The 17,721-nt window shown below is 75.6% G+C and carries 10 protein-coding genes; 1 reads left to right on the top strand and 9 read right to left on the bottom strand.

What is annotated here, in order from left to right; all coding sequences use genetic code 11:
- Positions 1-191: 191 nt before the first annotated feature.
- The 4 genes from HTV45_RS00615 to HTV45_RS00630 all read right to left on the bottom strand — a co-directional run bounded on the left by HTV45_RS00615 (position 192) and on the right by HTV45_RS00630 (position 2,792).
- Positions 192-686, bottom strand: coding sequence for an NUDIX hydrolase (locus tag HTV45_RS00615; RefSeq protein WP_215203547.1), 495 nt, complete (start codon positions 684-686; stop codon positions 192-194).
- Positions 687-729: 43 nt separating this feature from the next.
- Positions 730-945 (bottom strand): hypothetical protein, encoded by a 216-nt coding sequence (locus tag HTV45_RS00620; protein ID WP_215203548.1) that lies wholly within the window; start codon positions 943-945, stop codon positions 730-732.
- Positions 946-1,023: 78 nt separating this feature from the next.
- Complete coding sequence (locus HTV45_RS00625) at positions 1,024-2,205, bottom strand: NAD(P)/FAD-dependent oxidoreductase (RefSeq protein ID WP_215203549.1); 1,182 nt, start codon at positions 2,203-2,205, stop codon at positions 1,024-1,026.
- A 155-nt stretch (positions 2,206-2,360) separates the two neighbouring features.
- Complete coding sequence (locus HTV45_RS00630; RefSeq protein WP_215203550.1) at positions 2,361-2,792, bottom strand: DUF2809 domain-containing protein; 432 nt, start codon at positions 2,790-2,792, stop codon at positions 2,361-2,363.
- Between the two features lie 256 nt (positions 2,793-3,048).
- Here HTV45_RS00630 and HTV45_RS00635 point away from each other — a divergent pair, with 256 nt between their 5' ends.
- Entirely contained in the window at positions 3,049-4,743 is a 1,695-nt protein-coding gene (locus HTV45_RS00635) for an ABC-F family ATP-binding cassette domain-containing protein (protein ID WP_215203551.1), read from the top strand.
- 132 nt (positions 4,744-4,875) lie between these two features.
- Here HTV45_RS00635 and HTV45_RS00640 read toward each other — a convergent pair whose 3' ends face one another.
- From HTV45_RS00640 to HTV45_RS00660, 5 genes are read right to left on the bottom strand one after another with little or no spacing between them, the layout of a single operon-like run.
- Complete coding sequence (locus HTV45_RS00640; protein ID WP_215203552.1) at positions 4,876-6,672, bottom strand: hypothetical protein; 1,797 nt, start codon at positions 6,670-6,672, stop codon at positions 4,876-4,878.
- A complete protein-coding gene (locus tag HTV45_RS00645; protein ID WP_215203553.1) occupies positions 6,669-10,487 on the bottom strand; it encodes a DUF5682 family protein in 3,819 nt (1,272 codons plus the stop codon). Before HTV45_RS00645 ends, HTV45_RS00640 begins: the two co-directional genes overlap by 4 nt.
- A 5-nt stretch (positions 10,488-10,492) precedes the next feature.
- Positions 10,493-11,662, bottom strand: a complete 1,170-nt coding sequence (locus HTV45_RS00650) for an AAA family ATPase (protein ID WP_215203754.1) — start codon at positions 11,660-11,662, stop codon at positions 10,493-10,495.
- Between the two features lie 35 nt (positions 11,663-11,697).
- On the bottom strand, positions 11,698-16,761 hold the full coding sequence (locus HTV45_RS00655) for a hypothetical protein (RefSeq protein WP_215203554.1): 5,064 nt from the start codon (positions 16,759-16,761) through the stop codon (positions 11,698-11,700).
- On the bottom strand, positions 16,758-17,612 hold the full coding sequence (locus HTV45_RS00660) for a DUF4132 domain-containing protein (RefSeq protein WP_215203555.1): 855 nt from the start codon (positions 17,610-17,612) through the stop codon (positions 16,758-16,760). Before HTV45_RS00660 ends, HTV45_RS00655 begins: the two co-directional genes overlap by 4 nt.
- Positions 17,613-17,721 lie beyond the last annotated feature (109 nt).

Here is a 17,721-nt window from a genome sequence, read left to right on the forward strand (position 1 = left end):
CCGGATCGTCCGAGGGAGGGGCGAGGGGGCCGGGGCAGGGATGTGTCACGGTGCTCCGTGCCCACGGGGGCGGCGACTCCTGCGGCGGTACGGCAGACGCCGCACGGCCCCCGGCCCGGCCGGACGCCGTGGCGCTACGGCGGTCCTCCACATCGTGTCGGGACGAGGGTGGTCGGGCGCGGCACGACAGCTCACCGTCCGCCCTGCATCAGGTACCGCTCGAACGCCTCGCGGGCGTCGGGGACGAACGCCTCGTCGCGGACCAGTGCGGCGAGTCCGGGGTCCGTCAGCCAGTCGTGCCAGGCGATCTCCAGCGGGTCGGGACGGACGGGCCCGGCCAGCACGGTCTCGTGCAGGCCGAGCCAGTACGGGCTGATCGCGCCCTCGCACCTGAACTTGAACACGAACTCCGGGCGGGCCCGGACACCGAGCTCTTCCGTCAGTTCCCGCGCGGCGGCCTCTTCGTAGGACTCACCGACGTCCACGGCGCCTCCGAGCATCCAGTTGTACTGCCCCGGGAAGCGCGAGACGCCGTGGGGGCGTCGGTGTACGAGGGTCCGCCCGGCGGTGTCGCGGCAGACGACCGTCGCGATGCGGTGCAGCCATCCGTTGCGTATCGCGTCACTCCTGCTGACGACGGCGAGGACCTCGTCGTGCTCGTCGACCCGTTCCACGTGTTCGCCCATGGGCCACATCGTGGCGGACGGCACCGACACCGGCAGTCCGGGGTCACGTGCTCCATGTGTCCGGGCCGCCTCCCCGCCACTCGACGAGTGCGGACTGCCGCATCCAGTCGTCGTCGACGTCGTCGAGACCGGCCAGGCGCAGGAACTCCACCACATCCAGCAGCCCGTACGCCATGCCCAGAAAATGTGCGCCCGCGCGGACGCGCCGGCCGCCGTCCTCACCGGGCGGGTAGATCACGATGGGCTGGTCGCTCGCCATGGGTCCAGCGTGCACGGGGTGGCATGAGCCCGCATGCGGGCCCGTCCCCCCGGCCGGGGGCGGGACCGTGCCCCGCCGTCACCGGTGCGCGGTGTGGAGGCGGGGAGCGGCGGGGTGGCCGGGGAAGGACCGGTCGCCGAAGAGGATCCGGCCGGCCGCGGCCCGGCCCGGCGGCGTACGCAGCAGGGTGAACGCCGCCGCGGTCGCAGCCGGCGTCCGTACCTGGGACAGTCCCCGGCGCAGTGAGAGCCGTCCTCGGAACGCGGCGCGCAGACCGGCGCCGCTGTAGTGCTCCAGCGCCTCCGCTCTCCCCTTCAGCGCGTCGTCGAGGACGGAGGCGGCCAGTTCCGACAGGCGCAGGCAGGGGTCCAGGCCGCCGGCGGTGAGAGGGGAGACCGCGCCCGCCGCGTCCCCGACGAGGAGTCCGCCGGCACAGCTGATGCGGCGCAGCACGCCGCCGACGGGTATCGGGCCCCCGCGTCGCTCCACCGTCTCGGGGCGGTTCACTCCGGACAGGCCCGGTGCCGAGGCGCTGAAGCGTTCCAGGGCGCGGCGCAGGCCTTCGGGGAAGCGGTCGGCGTAGCCGGCGGTGCCGACATGCGCGTGCCGCCCGTCGTGGACCACCCAGGCCAGGTATCCGGGGGCGATCGAGGGGTCGAGGACGCAGTGGAAGGTCGGTGGTTCGCCGTTCGGGGGGACCTCGAACACCTCCTCGGCGCCCACCAGCAGCTGACGGTTGCGGTCGAGGCCGAGGTCACGGGCCACGGTCGAGCGGGCTCCGTCGGCGCCGACGACGAACCGTGCCCGGACCGCGGCCGGACCGTCGCGGCCGGTGAGGTGGAAGGTGCCGTCGCGCCGGCCGGTGTACCGCGTGCCGAGGACGATCCGCACGCCGGCTTCGGCGGCGGTCGCGGCCGACGCCTGGTACAGCCCCGCCATGTCGCCCACCCGGTACTCGTCGCGGTCGCTGACGAGGCTGACGGGTCGGCGCAGGCCCGGTGGGTAGAGCAGGACGCGGCGGATCGGGGGCCCGAGGTGCTCGTCGGGAAGCGGGAAGTCGTCGAGTGTCCTGCGCACGAAGATGCCCGTGGTGCGGATCGCTCCGGCCAGGGTGGTCCGCCGGTCGGCGAGGATCACGTCGTGGCCCTGGCGGGCGAGGAGGGTGGCGACGTGCAGGCCGGCCAGCCCCGCGCCGATCACCAGGACGTCGGTGCCGACCGTGCCGGTGAGGTGGGGGGCTGTGCGGGCTGCTCCGGGCATGGCTGTGCTCCTTGGGCCGGTCCGTCAGGGGCCGGTGGGGTCGCGCCGGGGGCGCATGTCGTGACGTGGGTCGTCACGCTGGTCGGTCACACTCACGCACCGAAGACGGACGCTTCAATCGAATGACGATGGGAAACTATCGAAATTCGATAGGTTCAGCAAGGGGTGGGGTCTGTCCGCGGCGCCGCGCATCCCCTCATCACGAGCCAGCCGGCCGCCGCTCCGGCCGCGTACCAGAGCAGGTCCGGTGCGTTGAAGGTGGAACCGAGGACCAGGCGGGCGACGGCGCTGTGCCGTGCGAGCTCCGCCGGCACCCCGGTGAGCTGCAGGAACTCGACGCCCCAGCTGACCGCCAGCGCCATGCCGGCGGCCCGCGCGGGCGTCGCGCGCGGTGCCACCAGGACGACGAGGGCGGTCATGAGCAGCGTGTACAGGGCGCTCCCGCCGTACTTGGCCACGTCCCCCGTGGCCACGGCCCTGAGCCCCAGCCCCGCGCCGATGACGGCCGGCGTGGCCGCGGCCGCCGCGAGGCGCCTGCGCATCGGATCGTTCCTGGTGCCGTCGGGGGTGCGGAGCGGGGAGATCATGTCCGTCATTCTGCTGGCCGCCCGGCAGCGCTCCCGCCCCCGGCGGCCGTCATGGCGCACGGCGCCCGAAACGCGGGTGCGACAAGCGCACCGGTCTTGTTAGCCTGCGCGCATGGCACGAGGCATCTGGTCGCAGAAGGTCCGCTCCGCCCACTGACGGCGGCGCCCTTCCCTGCTGAATCCGCGCACGCCGTTCCGGTCCCGCCGGGCGGCCCTTCTCTGCTGCCCGGCTCCCCTGCGAGCCGCGGAGCGTCCGTTGCATTCCGACCTCACCCCAGAAGCCATGTCGCTGCCCGTCGAGGCAGGCGGCAGCGCGCACGTCCGCGCCGAGAACGTCACCGTGACCCGTGGGTCCCGGCGCGTCCTGAACGACCTCTCGGTCACCGTCTCCGCCCGTTCCCGGATCGCCGTCGTGGGCGAGAACGGCCGGGGCAAGACGACACTGCTGCATGTCCTCGCCGGACTGATCACGCCCGACGAGGGCTCCGTCCTCCGGACCGGCACCGTCGGCCTGGCCAGGCAGGAACTCTCCGCGCGTGACGGCGAGACCGTCGGCACCCTCACGTCCGCCGCACTGGAGGCCTCGCACGCGGCACTCGGCGCGCTGGACGCCGCCGCTCTCGCCCTGGCCGGGGGTGAGACCACGGCCGGCGAACGCTATGCCGCCGCACTGGAAGCCGCCACCCGCCTGGACGCCTGGGACGCCGAACGCCGGGTCGACGTCGCCCTCGGCGCTCTCGGCGCGTGCACCGACCGCGACCGCCCGCTGTCGACGCTGTCGGTCGGGCAGCGCTACCGGGTCCGGCTGGCCTGCCTGCTCGGCGCCCGGCACGACGTCCTGCTGCTCGACGAGCCGACCAACCACCTCGACGCCGGCGGACTGGACTTCCTCACCCGGCGTCTGCGCGAACACCACGGCGGCTACGCCCTCGTCAGCCACGACCGGGCGCTGCTGCGCGACGTCGCCGAGAGGTTCGTCGACCTCGACCCGGCCCGTGAGGGAACGGCGCGCCTGTACGCCGGCGGATACGACGCCTGGCAGGACGCCCGGCGCCGTGAGCGTGAGCGCTGGGAGCAGGACTACGAACGGCAGCAGGCCGAACACCTGCGGCTGCGGGACGCCGTGTCGCAGGCCCGTGCCCGGCTCTCCACCGGCTGGCGGCCGGACAAGGGGACGGGCAAGCACCAGCGCCAGTCCCGGGCACCGGGCGTCGTACAGGCCCTGACCCGGCAGCAGGAGGCACTGCTGGCGCACCGGATCGACGTCCCGGAGCCGCCCGCGGCGCTGCGCTGGCCGGAACCGGACGTGCGGCCGGGCACACCGCAGCTGCGGGCCCACGGCGTGGCCGTGGACGGGCGGCTGGCCGGACCGGCCGGCCTCACCCTCGACGGCGGTGACCGGCTTCTCGTCACCGGCCCGAACGGTGCCGGGAAGTCCACACTGCTCACGGTGCTGGCCGGCTCGCTCCGGCCTACGGACGGGTATGTGAGGGCGGCGGACGGGGCACGGATCGTCCACGTCGGCCAGGAGACCTCCGGGCACGACCCCCTGCTCACCGCCCGGGAGGTGTACGAGCGGCACGTGGGCCGCCTGACGGCCGGTGGGATGCCGCACCGTGCGCGGACCGTGCCGCTCGCGGCGCTCGGGCTGCTCGACCCGGAGGCGGCGCGCACACCGGTGGGACGCATGTCGCAGGGACAGCGGCGGCGCCTCGACCTGGCGCTGGCGTTGTCCGGGCGGCCCACCCTGATCCTTTTCGACGAGCCGACCAACCATCTGTCGGCGCGGCTGGTCGACGAACTGACCGACGCGATCCGCGGCACCAGCGCCGCCGTCGTCGTCGCGACGCACGACCGGCAGCTGTCGCGGGACCTGGCCGACTGGCCCCTGCTGCGGGTGGAACGGGATGCTCCGGCACCGCCCTTGTCCCGGTCCCGGTCGCGCGGATGACCGGGCTCCAGGGACTGCCCCGGCCGCCGGCGCCGGGGTGAAGCTCCGCCGTCCCTGCCGGGGGCGGCACTGGAGGCGACCGCGCGCCGCCGCGGGGCGCGCCCGCCCGAGCGGGCCGTACGGATTCTGTCGTCACGTCCTCGCCGGCGCGGCCTCCTCGCCGGTGACGGCTCCCCAGGCATGGGCGCACAGTGCCTCTTCGACCAGGCCGGTGTAGAGCGCGGCAGCGAGCCAGGACCGGGCGAAGCGGCCTCGGTCGGCCGGGAGCAGACGGCCGAAGTGGTCGCGGGTGCGATCCGCGGCGGCGTCGTGCAGGTCCTCGAGGAGGCCGGCCGCCGTGGCCAGGCCGAGACGGCGCAGCCCGGCGGCGTCGCCCGGTGCGTTCCCGGCGAGGGCGAGGACCCGGCGGCCCCCCGGCACCGCCTGGTGGACGCGGCGGCGCAGCAGGTGCAGCGGGGCCTCGTCCCCGGTACCGGCCGCCGCGGCCGGGGGCACGGGGGCCGCCGGGGGCAGATCGGCGCGCTGGAGGCGGTCCAGGCCGAGGTCGACCCGGGCCCCGGGGCCGGCGGGATGCTCGATGGCCAGCAGCTGGGCACGCGGGTACGGTCCCGGCACCAGGCGTGCGACGATCCGCAGCCGGCTGCCCCTGGCGGCGGCGAGCAGGCGGAGGTTGTCGCGGCAGGGCAGTGCGGGATCGTCGTGGGCGCCGGCCAGGCGCAGGGGCACGCCCTCGCAGTCGGCCAGCAGGCAGTCGCCCGCCGTCTCGCGCACCGTGCCGGTGAGGGTCACCTCGAGGAACAGCAGGTCCCGCGCGCCGCCCAGGGCCCGCGCCACCTGTTCCGCGGCGGGCACGGCCCACAGCCGGTCCAGCGGATCGTCGCGCCAGGCCACGCCGGACGCGCGGACCGCCCGGACGCCGGCGCCCGCGCCGAGGCGCCCGTCCGGGGAGACGGTGGCGCCGGAGACGGCCAGTCCCGCCCGGGACAGTTCGCGGTGGGTCAGGGCGGTGTCACCGATGCGTACGGTCCGGTCGGCGGCTCCGGACGCCCGGGAGGCGCCGCCGGGTGCCACGTCGGACACCGTGAACAGGCGGCCGTCGGCATCGGCGGTCCAGGTGACGGCGCCCGCGTAGCCGGTGGCCGTGAGGACGGGTTCGGAGAAGATGCCGTACAGCCGCACGGACCCGTCGGGACGGTACGGCCGGCGGACGGTACCGCGCAGTTCGCCCAGGTCGGGGCCGGTGGCGTGCGGAAGGCGGTGGGCGACGGAGAGGACGTCGGCGAGCGCGCCGGCGAGGCCGGTGAGCCGGTACCCGGGGTCCGCGGAGCGGGCCGCCCGGACCGCGGTCACCACGGAGACCGCCGCGGCGGAGGCTCTGGGGAGGCCGGCGAGGCGGGCGGTGTGCGCGGCGTGCAGAAGCTCCGCCTGGAGCACGGCGCCCGCGCCGTCCGCGCCGGTCTCCAGGACGGCGGCTGCCGCGTCGAACACCGCGCGGGCGGCGTCCTGTTGGGCGGTGGTGGCGGTCTCGGGTCCCGATTCCCCGGCGGACCCGCCCGGCCGTACCTCCGGTTTTCCGGTCGTCGCCTGCGCTGTCGCGTCCGGGACGTCCGGGGCGTCAGCGAGGCCGGAGGCCGGGGCGTCGTCGGCGACGGGGGCCGCCGAGGCGGCCGCCGCGCGGTGCAGGCAGTCGGGGGCCAGCAGACACCCGCAGCGGACCGCGTCCACGCCCGTCACCGCGCCGCCGGGCGCGTGCAGGACGACATCGGTCCCCTCGTCCACCGCGATCCGTACGGTGTCGCCGTCCCGGGTGGCCGGACGCGTCAGGAGTTTGGTGACGGCCGCGTCCAGGCGCTTGCGGAGCCGGGGCGAGAGCGCTCCGACGAGTTCGGCGGTGACGGACGGGACGACCGGAGGGAGGTCCGGGCTCATGCGATCTTCTCCCCTACCCAGCGGGCGAGTTCGAGCGGACTGAGAGCGGCGACGGGCATGCCTGCGGCGACGAGCCTGCCGGCTACCCCCGTCGAGTAGCGGGGCCGGCCGGTGTCGTCGAGGCTCGCGCAGCCCAGGACATGGCAGCCGGCCGAGACCAGCGCGCGGACCTCGGCGAGCAGACCGCCGAGCGGATAGCCCTCCTCGAAGTCGCTGACGACCACGACGAGGGTGCGCGACGGGACGGTGACGAGGTCACGAGCGTGCCGCAGCCCTGCGGCGATGTGGGTGCCACCGCCGACACTGACCTCGAGCAGCAGGGAGAGCGGATCCTCCACGTGCCCGGTGAGGTCGATGACCTCCGTGGAGAACGCCAGGAAGTGGGTGGAGAGGGTCGGCACCCCCGCCAGCACCGAGGCCGTCAGCGCCGCCCACACCGTGGAGGCCTCCATGGAGCCCGACACGTCCGTGACCAGGACCAGCCGCCAGTCGGCGGCCCGGCGGCCCCGGGTACGGAAGACCGGCCGTTCGGGAATCACCCGCACCGTGCCGTCCGGGGCCCGGCGCGCCGTCGCCAGGTTCGCCCGCAGTGTGCGGGGCAGGTCGAGGCCGCCGCCGGGCCGTCTGCTGGGGCGGGGCAGGGCCGTGCCGTGCAGGGCGGGGCGCAGCCGGGTGGCCAGTTCCCGGGCCAGGGCGTCGACCAGTCGGTGTACGAGCGGCCGCAGCGCGGCCAGCCGGGCCTCGGGCAGGCCGCCCGCGTGCCGCAGCACGGTGCGCAGCAGGTCCACCGACGGGCGCACCGCGTCCGCGTCCAGTTCGGTGAGGACATCGCTGCGGCCGGACGCGGCGGCCGCCGCCAGCACCTCCTCGCGGATGCCGGGCCCGAACAGCGCGGCGAGCTCCTCCGACCACTCCCGCACTCCCGGGTACGGAGCCTGGCGTCCTCCGCCGGATCCCCGGCCGGCGAGATCGCCGCGGCTGCCCTCACCTCGTCCGCTGCCGTACAGCTCGTCCAGCGCGGTCGCCAGCGGCGCGGCGGACTTCGGCAGCGCGTCGGTGCGACGGCCGAGGAGAAGACGCCAGCGGTCGGCGGGGGCGAGGACGTTGCCCCCGGCGCCGGGCACGTCGGCCGCTGCGGAGCCGTTCCCGGTTCTCCTCCCCGGTCCGGATCGCACCGTGTCCTCCGGCCCGCGGTGCGCCCGGGCGTCCGGCCGGGGCTGCATCTGGACACCCGGCGCGGCGTCCGCCTCTGCTCCGGGCCGGAGGTCCGTGATGCCCCGTGCTCCGTGTGGTGCCTTGGCTGCCGGCCCGGGACGCACCGCGAGGCCGGGCCCGGGGGCCGTAGCGGCATCCTGCCCGGGCCGGGGCCTGACACCCGGCGCGGACGGTGCCGCAGCGTCGCCTCGCGGGATGCCGCCGGACGGGTGGTCCTCGGCCGGGCCCCTGCCCGTCGGCAGGCCCAGTGACCGCAGCCGCTCGCGGGCCGCGAAGTCCGCCGCGGTCCAGGCGGCGAGGGCGACCGGGTCGACGCCGTCGGTGTCCGCGACGCGCGCGGTGCCGAGGCGTTCGTCGACGGAGGCGAGGAGCCGGTCGCGGGCCGCGGGGCTCAGGGTGTCGAAGCCGCCGCGCAACGCGGGGAGCCGGTCGAGGAACTCCCGGTCCGGCAGTTCGCTCACCCGGACGAGCAGGGGCTCCAGGGCGGGCTCCGCCGTCTCCAGCAGCGGGCCGGCGGCGGACAGCAGCCCGCTGAGCCGGGCGGTGAGCGCGGAGCGCGAGCCGGAGTCGGTGGCCCCGTCGATCCAGGAGGCCACGCGGTCGCCGAAGGCCCGCGCGTCCTCGTGTCCGAGCAGGACGCGGACCGCTCCGGCGGCACCGCGCATCAGCGGGGAGCCGCCGGCGGACAGCCGGGCCAGGGCGTCGGCCAGCCGGATGCCGCCCAGCAGGTCGGCCCGATGGGCGAGTGCGAGCAGGGCATGGGCGTCGGCCACGTCCTCGGATCCGGTCAGACCGTCCACCTGCCGCACCGCCGCCGCCGTGAGCAGCTCCGCGACGGAGGCCGCCCGGGCCACACGGTCCGCGTCGGAGTCGAGCCCTGGGACATGACCGGCCCGCAGTCGGTCCAGCAAGGCCAGTCCGGCGAGGAGTTCCGGCAGGGTACCGGCGCCGGGCAGGACGTCGGCGAGGTCGCCGAGCCGTTCGTCCGCGAGCGCGTGCAGGCCGCATTCCGCCGCTCGCAGAAGCCCTTCGAGGGCCTGCTCGGCCGTCGGCCCGCCTTCGTCGCACTCCTGACGCCGCCGCTCCCGCAGCACGCCTTCCGCGGCCTGCTCCGGGGTGACTCCGCGCATGCCGGCCGCGGTCAGCACGGCCGCCGTGGCGGGTGTCCAGCGCACCTCCCAGCGGGAGGTGAGAGCCTCGGCGCCGCCCGCGCCGGCGACATCCCCGGCCTCCCCGTAGGGCACCCCGCACACCGTCAGCCGGCGCAGCAGCAGTTCACGGCGCCGGTCCAGCCCGGAACGCAGCGGGTCCAGCCGCAGATCCCGTGCGGAACCGGGGCCGTCCGTCTGCGGGCCGGGCAGGCCGAGGCGTGCCACCTCGGCCTCGACCGCGGGGGCGAGGCCGCTGCGCGGCGCCCCCGGGGCAGGGCGTCCGCCGCGGGTGCCGACGAGGACGCGTTCCATCGCCCGTGCCACGGCCCGCCCCCTCCCGTACGGCTCCCCCTGAGCGAGCACGGTCTGCACGGCCTCGACCAGTTCGCCCCGGCCGGCCGCGGGCAGGCCGCGCAGCCGGGCGAGGTCGGAGGCGAGCCGGCTGATCTCCCGTGCGTCGGCGGGTCCCGAGGGGTGTCCGAGTCCGCGCAGTTCGGCGCAGACGCGTACGGCCGCCCTGATCAGGGCTTCCTCGAGCGCCGCGGGGTCTCCTTCCGCGCGCAGGACCATGTCCTGCCACTCGGGGTCCCGGATACCGGCCGGGTAGCCGGACCTCTCGTCGAGCAGTGCGTAGGTGTAGGGGATCAGCGAGGTGGTCCAGCCCGGGGGCCCTGTGACCGGTCCGGTCGGCGGTGCCGCGTCCTCCCCGGCCTCCCCGTCCTTCCGCTCCAGGAGCGCCGGCGCGTGGAAGGCTCCCACCACCACGGCGGCCCGCTCGCCCCGTGCGGTGGCCTCGGCGAGCCGGGCCCGCATCCAGCGCTCGCGCCGCAGATCCAGTTCCGGCACGCCGCCCGAGGCGGCCGCGTCCTGGCGCAGGGCCCACCCCGTGAGCAGGGCGGCCCTGCGCAGTGCCTCGGGCGGGGAGCCGGGGGCGGTCGCCTCGACCAGCCGGTCCCACAGGTCGTCCCCGGTGCGGCCGGTCAGCCGCGCCCGCACCGCGGTGGCCAGCCCTGGGCCACCGGTCTCCGCCGTCACGACCCGCCGTCCTTCGGCCCAGGCGGGGTCGGCGAGCGGCAGGTCACAGGCGACCACCGGTACGTCGTGCCGGGCGGCCCAGCGCACGGCGGCCAGTTCGGGCGAGAAGTCGGCGAACGGGTAGAACGCCGGCCCCCCGCCGCTCCCGTCGACGGGAGCGGCGGCGAGCGCCACCGGGGCCCGTGTCTCCTCGTGTCCCAGCCAGGACAGCCACTGCTGCATCTCCGCGGGCAGCTCGACGAGCAGCACCTGGGGTTCCGCGTCGGCCAGCAGTGCGGGCAGGGCCGCGGCCAGGGAGGGGGCGTGGTGCCGCACACCGACGAGATAGGGCGCCGACGGGTCGGTGAGGGAGGCGAGGGCCTCGTCCGGCGGGACGGCCGGGCCGTGCGCGCCGGCGCGGTGGGAGAGGGACACGGCCGTCAGCCCTCCAGGACCGTGCGCAGGTCCCACAGGGTGCGCCAGGTGGCTGAGCCCTGTTCGGCGCGGCGCCGGACGGGTCCGTCCCAGTAGCCGCGCAGCCGGGCGGCGTCGGCGGGGTCGTCCTTGCGGACCACTCCGAGCAGGTGCCCGGGCAGCAGTCCGAGCACGTCGCGGTCGCCGGGGAAGTACGCCGCGGCGAGGGCGAGCGCGCCGGCGACGGACACGGCCTCCGCGGTGCTCATCACCGTCGAGGGACGCTCGACCTCCCAGCCTTCCGCCGACCGTCCCTCGCGCAGGTCCCGGAACGCGGTGACCAGGGCCTCCAGTACCGCGTCGTCGACCTGGAAGGGCGCACCGGCCCGCTCCACGGACGCCCGCGCCTGGCCGCGCACCAGTGCGGTCTCCGCGTCGAGGTCCCCGATGGGGCCGACGGTCTCGAAGTTGAAGCGGCGCTTGAGAGCCGCGGACATCTCGGAGACGCCCTTGTCGCGGAGGTTGGCGGTGGCGATGAGGGTGAAGCCGGGCGCGGCGTGCGCCAGGGCGTCCTCACTGCCGGCCAGTTCGGGGACGGCGATCCGCCGCTCGGAGAGCAACGACACCAGCGCGTCCTGCACTTCGGGCAGGCAGCGGGTGACCTCCTCGACGCGGGCGACGGCGCCCCGGGACATGGCGGTCAGCACGGGCGAGGGCACGAGTGCCTGCCGGGTGGGGCCCTGTGCCAGCAGCAGCGCGTAGTTCCAGCCGTACTTGAGCTGGTCCTCGGTGGTGCCCGCGGTGCCCTGCACCACCAGGGCGCTGGTGCCGCACACGGCGGCGGAGAGCAGTTCCGACAGCATCGACTTGGCGGTTCCGGGCTCGCCGACGAGCAGCAGACCGCGCTCCCCGGCGAGGGTCACCACGCACCGCTCGACCAGCGCCCGGTCGCCGACGAACTTGTCCTCGATCACGAGACGGCGGGGCACCCCGTCGGGAACGTCGATGTCGTCCGGCAGCTTCAGAGCGCGTCCGGCGCTGCCCATGACGAACGTGACCACCGCTCGGGGGGTGAGCCGCCAGGCGGGCGGGCGCGGTCCGTCGTCGTGGGCGGCGAGGAAGGCCAGTTCGGTCGCGTGCCGGTCCTCGGGCGGGACGATCTGGCGGGCCGGGGAGGGGGACAGGGTGGTGGTCATCGGTTCGGGTTCTTCCAGGTGCGGGTGGACGGTGGTCATCGGCGGCGGCCCTTGCGGGGGGCGCGGGTGGTGAGTTCCTCGTAGGCGGGCGCGTCACCGGTGCGGGCCCGGTCCCACGCGCGCCGGAACAGTTCGGGCACCGGCAGCAGCGGCACCGCGGGAGCGTTGCCCGGCACCGGGTAGAGGCCCTGCTTCCAGACCTCCACCGGGAGCGCGGGGGACTTCAGGTCCAGCCAGCCGCACGGCAGGAAGAGCGTGCGTCCGGCCCGGGCCCGCTTCGCCTCGACGACCAGGTGGGAGGCGGCCGCCAGTTCGGCGCGCGCCTTCTTCATGCGGGCGGGCTTCCAGCCGGTCCAGCGGGCGCAGTTGCGGTCCGTCGGGTCGGGCAGGGCGAGCAGTTGCAGGTAGAGCACGGCCGCGTCCTCGCCCAGGCCGTGCGCCGCGGCGACCTCCGTGACCAGCTCGGGCGCACCGACGGACGGATTCTGGACATATCCGGTGGGACTCTGCGGCTGCGTTCCGGCCGCGACGGCGCGGGCGAGTTCGTCGTCCAGGATCGTCCGCAGGGCCCGCAGGCCGTCGCCCCGTCCCGGTCCGACGAGTCCCTCGACGAGGCCGAACAGGGGATCGTCCGCGCGGTCGAGCGCGGCGGTGCGGACGAGGACGGCCTCCTTGTCCCCGTACGAGGGGCGCAGTACCAGCGCCTCGCCGACGGGTGTCAGGCCGTGTGCGCCGGCGCCGCCGGTGGCGGGCAGTCCGTACGCCTTGCGCAGCTCCACGGCGGCCGGCGAACCCTTCTCGGTCCACGACAAATCGAGGTCGATCAGCAGCCCCGGGTCACTGAGGCGGTGGCGCAGGGCGGCCAGTCCTTCCGGCAGCGCGGCGCGCAGGGGGTGGCCGTACGGCAGCGAGTAGGCGAGCCCGGCCAGCGAGGACACGGCGTGTGCCAGGCCGTACCGTCCGGGCAGCGCCCGGGGGTCCTCGGGGACGAGGTTGCCCTTCTCGTCGGGCCTCTGCACGGTGGTGCGGCTGAGCCAGGGGGTGCGGCGCGGGTTGAGCACCTCCTCGACGGCTCCGGTGGTCAGTCCCGGCAGGGAGAGATCACCGGCGAGATCCTCGGGGAGACGGACGACACCGCCGAGGCGCTCGGCCCACACACGGGCCGCCGCGTCGATGTCCGGTCCGGCGGTCCACAGATCAGCGGGGTTCGCGGGCAGCAGGGCGCCGATGAGGGCCGCCCGGTCGCCGGGCTCCAGTGAGCTGAGCAGTGCGTCGCCCAACTGCTTCTGCCGCGGCTTCAGATCCGTCGCGGCGCGCACCTCGTCGGTGAGCTGCTGCGGCTTTCCGGCGACCAGCAGGGCGGCCTGTACGGGGCCCACGCCGCCGTGTGTGGCGGCGGCCAGGGCGGCGGGCGCTTCCGGCTGCCAGGGCGCGGGACCCTTGTCCCGGACGAGCGCGGTCACCGCGGCCAGCGCCTCGGCCGGGAAGACCGGCGGGTGTGCCGTCTCCCGTCCCGAGGTGAAGTGCGCAACAGCACCGAACGCGCCTGTCGGATCGTGGTCCAGTGCCAGCCAGTTCACCCGCTCGTGACCGTGGTCGACGCTCTGGCAGGCGATGACGACGACGGTGCGGCCGTCGCGGCGCAGCACCTGGCCCGCGCGGTCCTGCTTGCCGCGCGGCTCGCTCAGCACCACCTCGCGCAGCACCGTTCCGGGTGCGGCCAGCGGGCCCTGGGCGACGGCTTCGAAAAGCAGCAGGAGAGCTCTGCGGTGAGCCTGCGTCAGGGCGGAGGAGGCCGCGCGGTAGGCGAGCGGGCGCAGCGCGTCCAGCAGGGACGGCCACGCCGGGCCCTCGGCGGGGACGGTGCGCGCGTCGCTGGTCCAGCCGTCGGCGGGGCCGGTGAGCCGGGCGGCGGCGGGCAGGGCCTTGCCCTCGGCGGGTTTCCCGCTCAGGACGTGGTTGACGGCGCGGATCTGGCGCAGCACGCTCCACCGCTGCCCGCCGCCCCACCATCCGCGCTGCTCGGCGAGTCCGGCGGTCGCGTCGCGCAGCGTCTGGTCGTCGCCGTCCTCGGGGCGGTAGTCGGCGAACATGCCGACGACCCACTTCGCCTCCGCCCTGGGCACTTGTGCCGGCGGTTCGACGAACGCGGTCACGGACTCGGCGGTGCGCAGAACCGCGTGCACGAGACCGGTGACGCCGGTGAGTACACGCGGCTCGGTGAGAGCGGGCAGGGCCCGGGAGACAGCCTTGCGCAGGACGTCCTGGGCGCTCGGGAACACGGGATCTCCGGCGGTGGTGGCCCCGCTGTCGCCGGTCCCGGAGGCGGCGTGGGCCTGCTTGGCCGCCTCCATCCCGGCCTGCCGTTCGGCGAGGACACGGGCCCCGGCGCGCAGGAGTTCCCGGGCCTGCTCGTCGGTCAGCGCGCGCAGGATCGCCGAGGCGCTCTCGTCACGCGGACGCAGGGCGTGCCAGAAGTCGGCCGGCGGCACGAGTGGTGTGCCGGCGGCGAACTCGCCGCCGCGCTGCAGCGCTGCCACCCTGCCCAGTTCCCGCACGCCCCTGGTGCCGTCCGCCGTGTACAGGATGATCTGGCGGCCGTGGCCGGCGGCGACGGGTGCGACGCCGCCGGGCAGCCGCAGCGCGCCGAGCGGAACGCCCGGTATCCGGTTGTGCGACGCCGGCAGGGTGACGGTCCGGCCGTCCGGTGTGCCGACGGTGGTGCGGACCTCGTCACCCTCCTTCTCGGTGCGTACCCAGCGGCCGAGAACCCTGCCGTCGGTGCCGAACGGGCTGTGTTCCAGGCCGGGCTGGAGCGGCAGCACCGTGCAGTGCTGCTGGAGCAGGGTGGCGCCGTCGCGGATGCCGGTGCGCAGGAAGGCGGGCAGTGAGGCACGGCCGTGGGTGCCGGTGACCGGGTCGTACTCGAGCCACACCTGCCGTACCCCCTGCCGGCCCTGGCGCCAGTACGAGGTGCCGTCCGCGATGACGGGCCGGCCGGGCGGCAGGACCGTGTCACCGGCGTGCAGGGTGCGCCCGCCGGTGGCGCGGCCGCCGTCCGGTATCGGGATCGAGGTCTCGCCGGCGTCACCGGTGCCGTACCAGGGCGGGAGCAGCTCGCCGCCGAGCGGGAACACCTCGGCCGGGCGGGACGACCAGTACCCGTACTGGCTGCCGCCGTCGCGCCACATGACCAGCAGTTCGCCGTCCGTGTAGCGGAACCAGGGCCGTTGCCGGCGGTCCGGTCCGACCGGCAGCCGCAGGTCGTGTTCCAGCAGAATGTCCTGCGGCCCCACCACGACGGCTTTGTGTCCGCGGGCGAGGATCAGGGCCGGCCAGGCCTCCTGGACGGTGAGGGAGTCGTCGCTGCCGCGCCGGGTCTCGGCATCGAGCCGTCGCACCGCCTCCTCGAGGGCGGACCAGCCCAGTTCGTCCGGGATGCCGGCGCGCAGGGTGTTGCCGAGCAGGGGCGCGGTGTCGAGTGCGGCGGCCCGTGCGACGGCCTGTGGGCTGATCCGTGCGGCGACCGTGCGGAAGGGACGCAGCCGCTCCAGCGCCGCGCGGGCGTCCGCGAGACCGGCCGCGCCGTCCAGTTCGGCGGCGGCGTCGTCCAGCCACTCGCGGAGCACCCCGGCGAGCACGGTGTGGGCGGCGACCTTCTCCAGCGTCACGGTGCCGGCCCGCCGGCGGTGCATGGTGCCGACGGCGTCGTACAGCAGGCGGCGGCCGTGCGGGTGGGCCGCGACGGCTGTCAGGTCGCGCCCTCCGGGCCGGGTGTCCTGCGCCCACCGGCCGAGGTCGAGGTGGACGTCCGTGCCGGGGGCGGGCCAGGTCAGCGGAATGTTCTCGGCCACGCACAGGTCCAGCAGGTCGAGGTCCGCGCCCGCGTGCCAGCGGCCGGTGAAGAGGTCCACGGGACGGCCCTGCGCGCGAAGACGCGGAGCCATGCGCTCCACGAGCGCGAGGGTGGCCGGTGAGCGATCGCCGACCGGGCCACCGTGCTTGCGGTGCAGTGACCAGCGGCTCAGCCAGTCCGCCGCGTCGGCCCCGCCGGTGGCCCCGGTCCCGCCGTCGTCCGTCAGCAGCCGGCCGGCGCCGGTCTCGGCGAGCAGCGCGAGCCAGAACTCGTCGCCCTTCACGGAGCCGCCCAGTGCGGCCGGCATGATCTCCAGCAGCCGGGCCCGCACCCCGGGCTGCCGCTCGGCGAGGGCGGAGAGCGTCGCCCGGTAGGTGTCCCAGAAGGACGCGGGGGCGCGCACGGCCGCGGGTGACGCGAGCAGGTCCGCGACCAGGCCGCACTCCTCGGTGAGGCGGTCCAGCCCGGCCGCCCTGATCAGGGTGCGGGCGTCCTGGGGCAGGGACGCGTACGGCGGCATGCCGGCGGCGCAGCGCTCCACGGTCAGCTGCCGGAACTGGGCCCAGGCCTCGGCCGGGGTGAGCCGTGCCGCGAGGGCCTTCACATGTTCCTTGAGCGCCTTGACCGTCAGCGCTCCGGCGAACGCGAACTCCAGGAAGACGGCCCGCTGCCGCTCCTCGTCCACGGTCAGCGCGTGCACCCTCTCCGCCGCACGGGCCCTGCCGAAGAACGCCGCCGCGTAGGTGGTGTTCTCGTACTGGAGGAAGACGCGGGCGGCCTGCTCGTAGAAGGTGGGCAGGAAGTGCGGGACGGCCCGCCCGAGCTGCTCGCCGAGCGCCTCGAAGCCGTCCTTGGCGGTGCCGGGGCGGGACTTGGCCTGCCGGGCGAGCCGCTCGATGTCCCTGACCAGTGCCAGGGCGTGGTGTCCGTTCGCCGGGTCGTTGACGAGCGCCCAGGCGGGGAAGCCGAGGGTCTCCCGGCGGACCTGTCCGACCTCGGGGGTCTCCGGCTCCCGGGCGAGTCCGAGGAAGTCCAGGGCGAGGTCCTCGGCCTCACCGAGGGTGCCCGGTACCAGTCGTACGACCTTCCGCTCCTCCAGCGCGGTGTGCGTGTACGTCCGCACGGTGAGGGCATCGGCGTCCTCCCGGTCCGTGACGCCCGGGGGCAGTACGGCGCCGGCGTCGAGCAGCGCGGCCGAGGCGGTCTCGTCGAAGGTGAACCCGTCGTACTCGTGGGTCGTCATGCCGCACGCTCCTCGTCCTCGATGTCGCGTCCGGCGTACAGCGCGGCCGCCATGCGCATGCCCTCCGACCAGGCCACCGGCCCGACCTCACCGAGTTTCAGGGACCGGCCGGCCGCGTCGGTGAAGACGAGCGGTCCGGTCTCCGTCTCGGAGTAGCCGTCGTAGTCGCCGACCCATACCCGTGCCTCGACACCGCGGCCGTCCTCCAGTACGGAGCACACGGCGTGGCCGCCGCGGACGCGGTATCCCAGTTGGCTCGCGCGGCCGTGCAGGAACCTCAGTTCCCTGAAGACGCCGCCCGCGTAGTCCTCGACGGAGCGGGCTTCGGCGTCCAGGGCCGCGGGCCGGTGCCACACCTCGCGGAACAGTTGATGGGCGCGCTGTTCGATGCCGATCTCGACGGCGAACTCGCGCAGGTCCTCGAGCTCTTCGAGCAGCACCGGGTGCGGCAGACGGACCAGGCCGGGGGTGATCCGGACGGTGTCGCCGTCGAGGTCGACGAGGCCGAGGCCGCGCCCGAGGTCGGCGTCCCGCAGGAACCCTGCGACCACGCCGTCGGCGCCCGTGACCACCATGTCGCGCAGGGCGGCCTGCCAGGCCGGGTCCGGCCAGACCCGTGCCAGGACCGGGAACGGCACCGGGAGGGAGCGCACCATCCACCGCTCGACGTCGGCGAGGCACTGCCGTTCGTGCCGTTCGAGCCATTCGGCGAGCTGGCGCAGCCCCACCACTGCCGGATTTTCGGTGATCTTGGACGGTACGGACTTCAGCCGCCGTCCCGCCGCGTTGCGGCACACCACCTTGCCGTCGTCGAGGGCGACTTCATAGCCGCCGGCCGACACCCACCCCATGCGTGCCTCCCGCATCCACACTGATCAAGTGACGGGAACTGTAGAGCAGGCCGCTGACAACGCGGTGGCCGCGCGGGACGCCCGCCCCGGGTGGTGTGGTCCCCTCCGC

It is taken from the genome of Streptomyces sp. CHD11 (assembly GCF_018638295.1).
In the GTDB taxonomy this organism is placed as follows: Bacteria; Actinomycetota; Actinomycetes; order Streptomycetales; family Streptomycetaceae; genus Streptomyces.

Bases quoted from the DNA above. Each gene is read 5' to 3' on its own strand.
- HTV45_RS00615 (WP_215203547.1), bottom strand. From the start codon at position 686: ATGGGCGAACACGTGGAACGGGTCGACGAGCACGACGAGGTCCTCGCC.
- HTV45_RS00620 (WP_215203548.1), bottom strand. From the start codon at position 945: ATGGCGAGCGACCAGCCCATCGTGATCTACCCGCCCGGTGAGGACGGC.
- HTV45_RS00625 (WP_215203549.1), bottom strand. From the start codon at position 2,205: ATGCCCGGAGCAGCCCGCACAGCCCCCCACCTCACCGGCACGGTCGGC.
- HTV45_RS00630 (WP_215203550.1), bottom strand. From the start codon at position 2,792: ATGATCTCCCCGCTCCGCACCCCCGACGGCACCAGGAACGATCCGATG.
- HTV45_RS00640 (WP_215203552.1), bottom strand. From the start codon at position 6,672: ATGAGCCCGGACCTCCCTCCGGTCGTCCCGTCCGTCACCGCCGAACTC.
- HTV45_RS00650 (WP_215203754.1), bottom strand. From the start codon at position 11,662: ATGACCACCACCCTGTCCCCCTCCCCGGCCCGCCAGATCGTCCCGCCC.
- HTV45_RS00655 (WP_215203554.1), bottom strand. From the start codon at position 16,761: ATGACGACCCACGAGTACGACGGGTTCACCTTCGACGAGACCGCCTCG.
- HTV45_RS00660 (WP_215203555.1), bottom strand. From the start codon at position 17,612: ATGGGGTGGGTGTCGGCCGGCGGCTATGAAGTCGCCCTCGACGACGGC.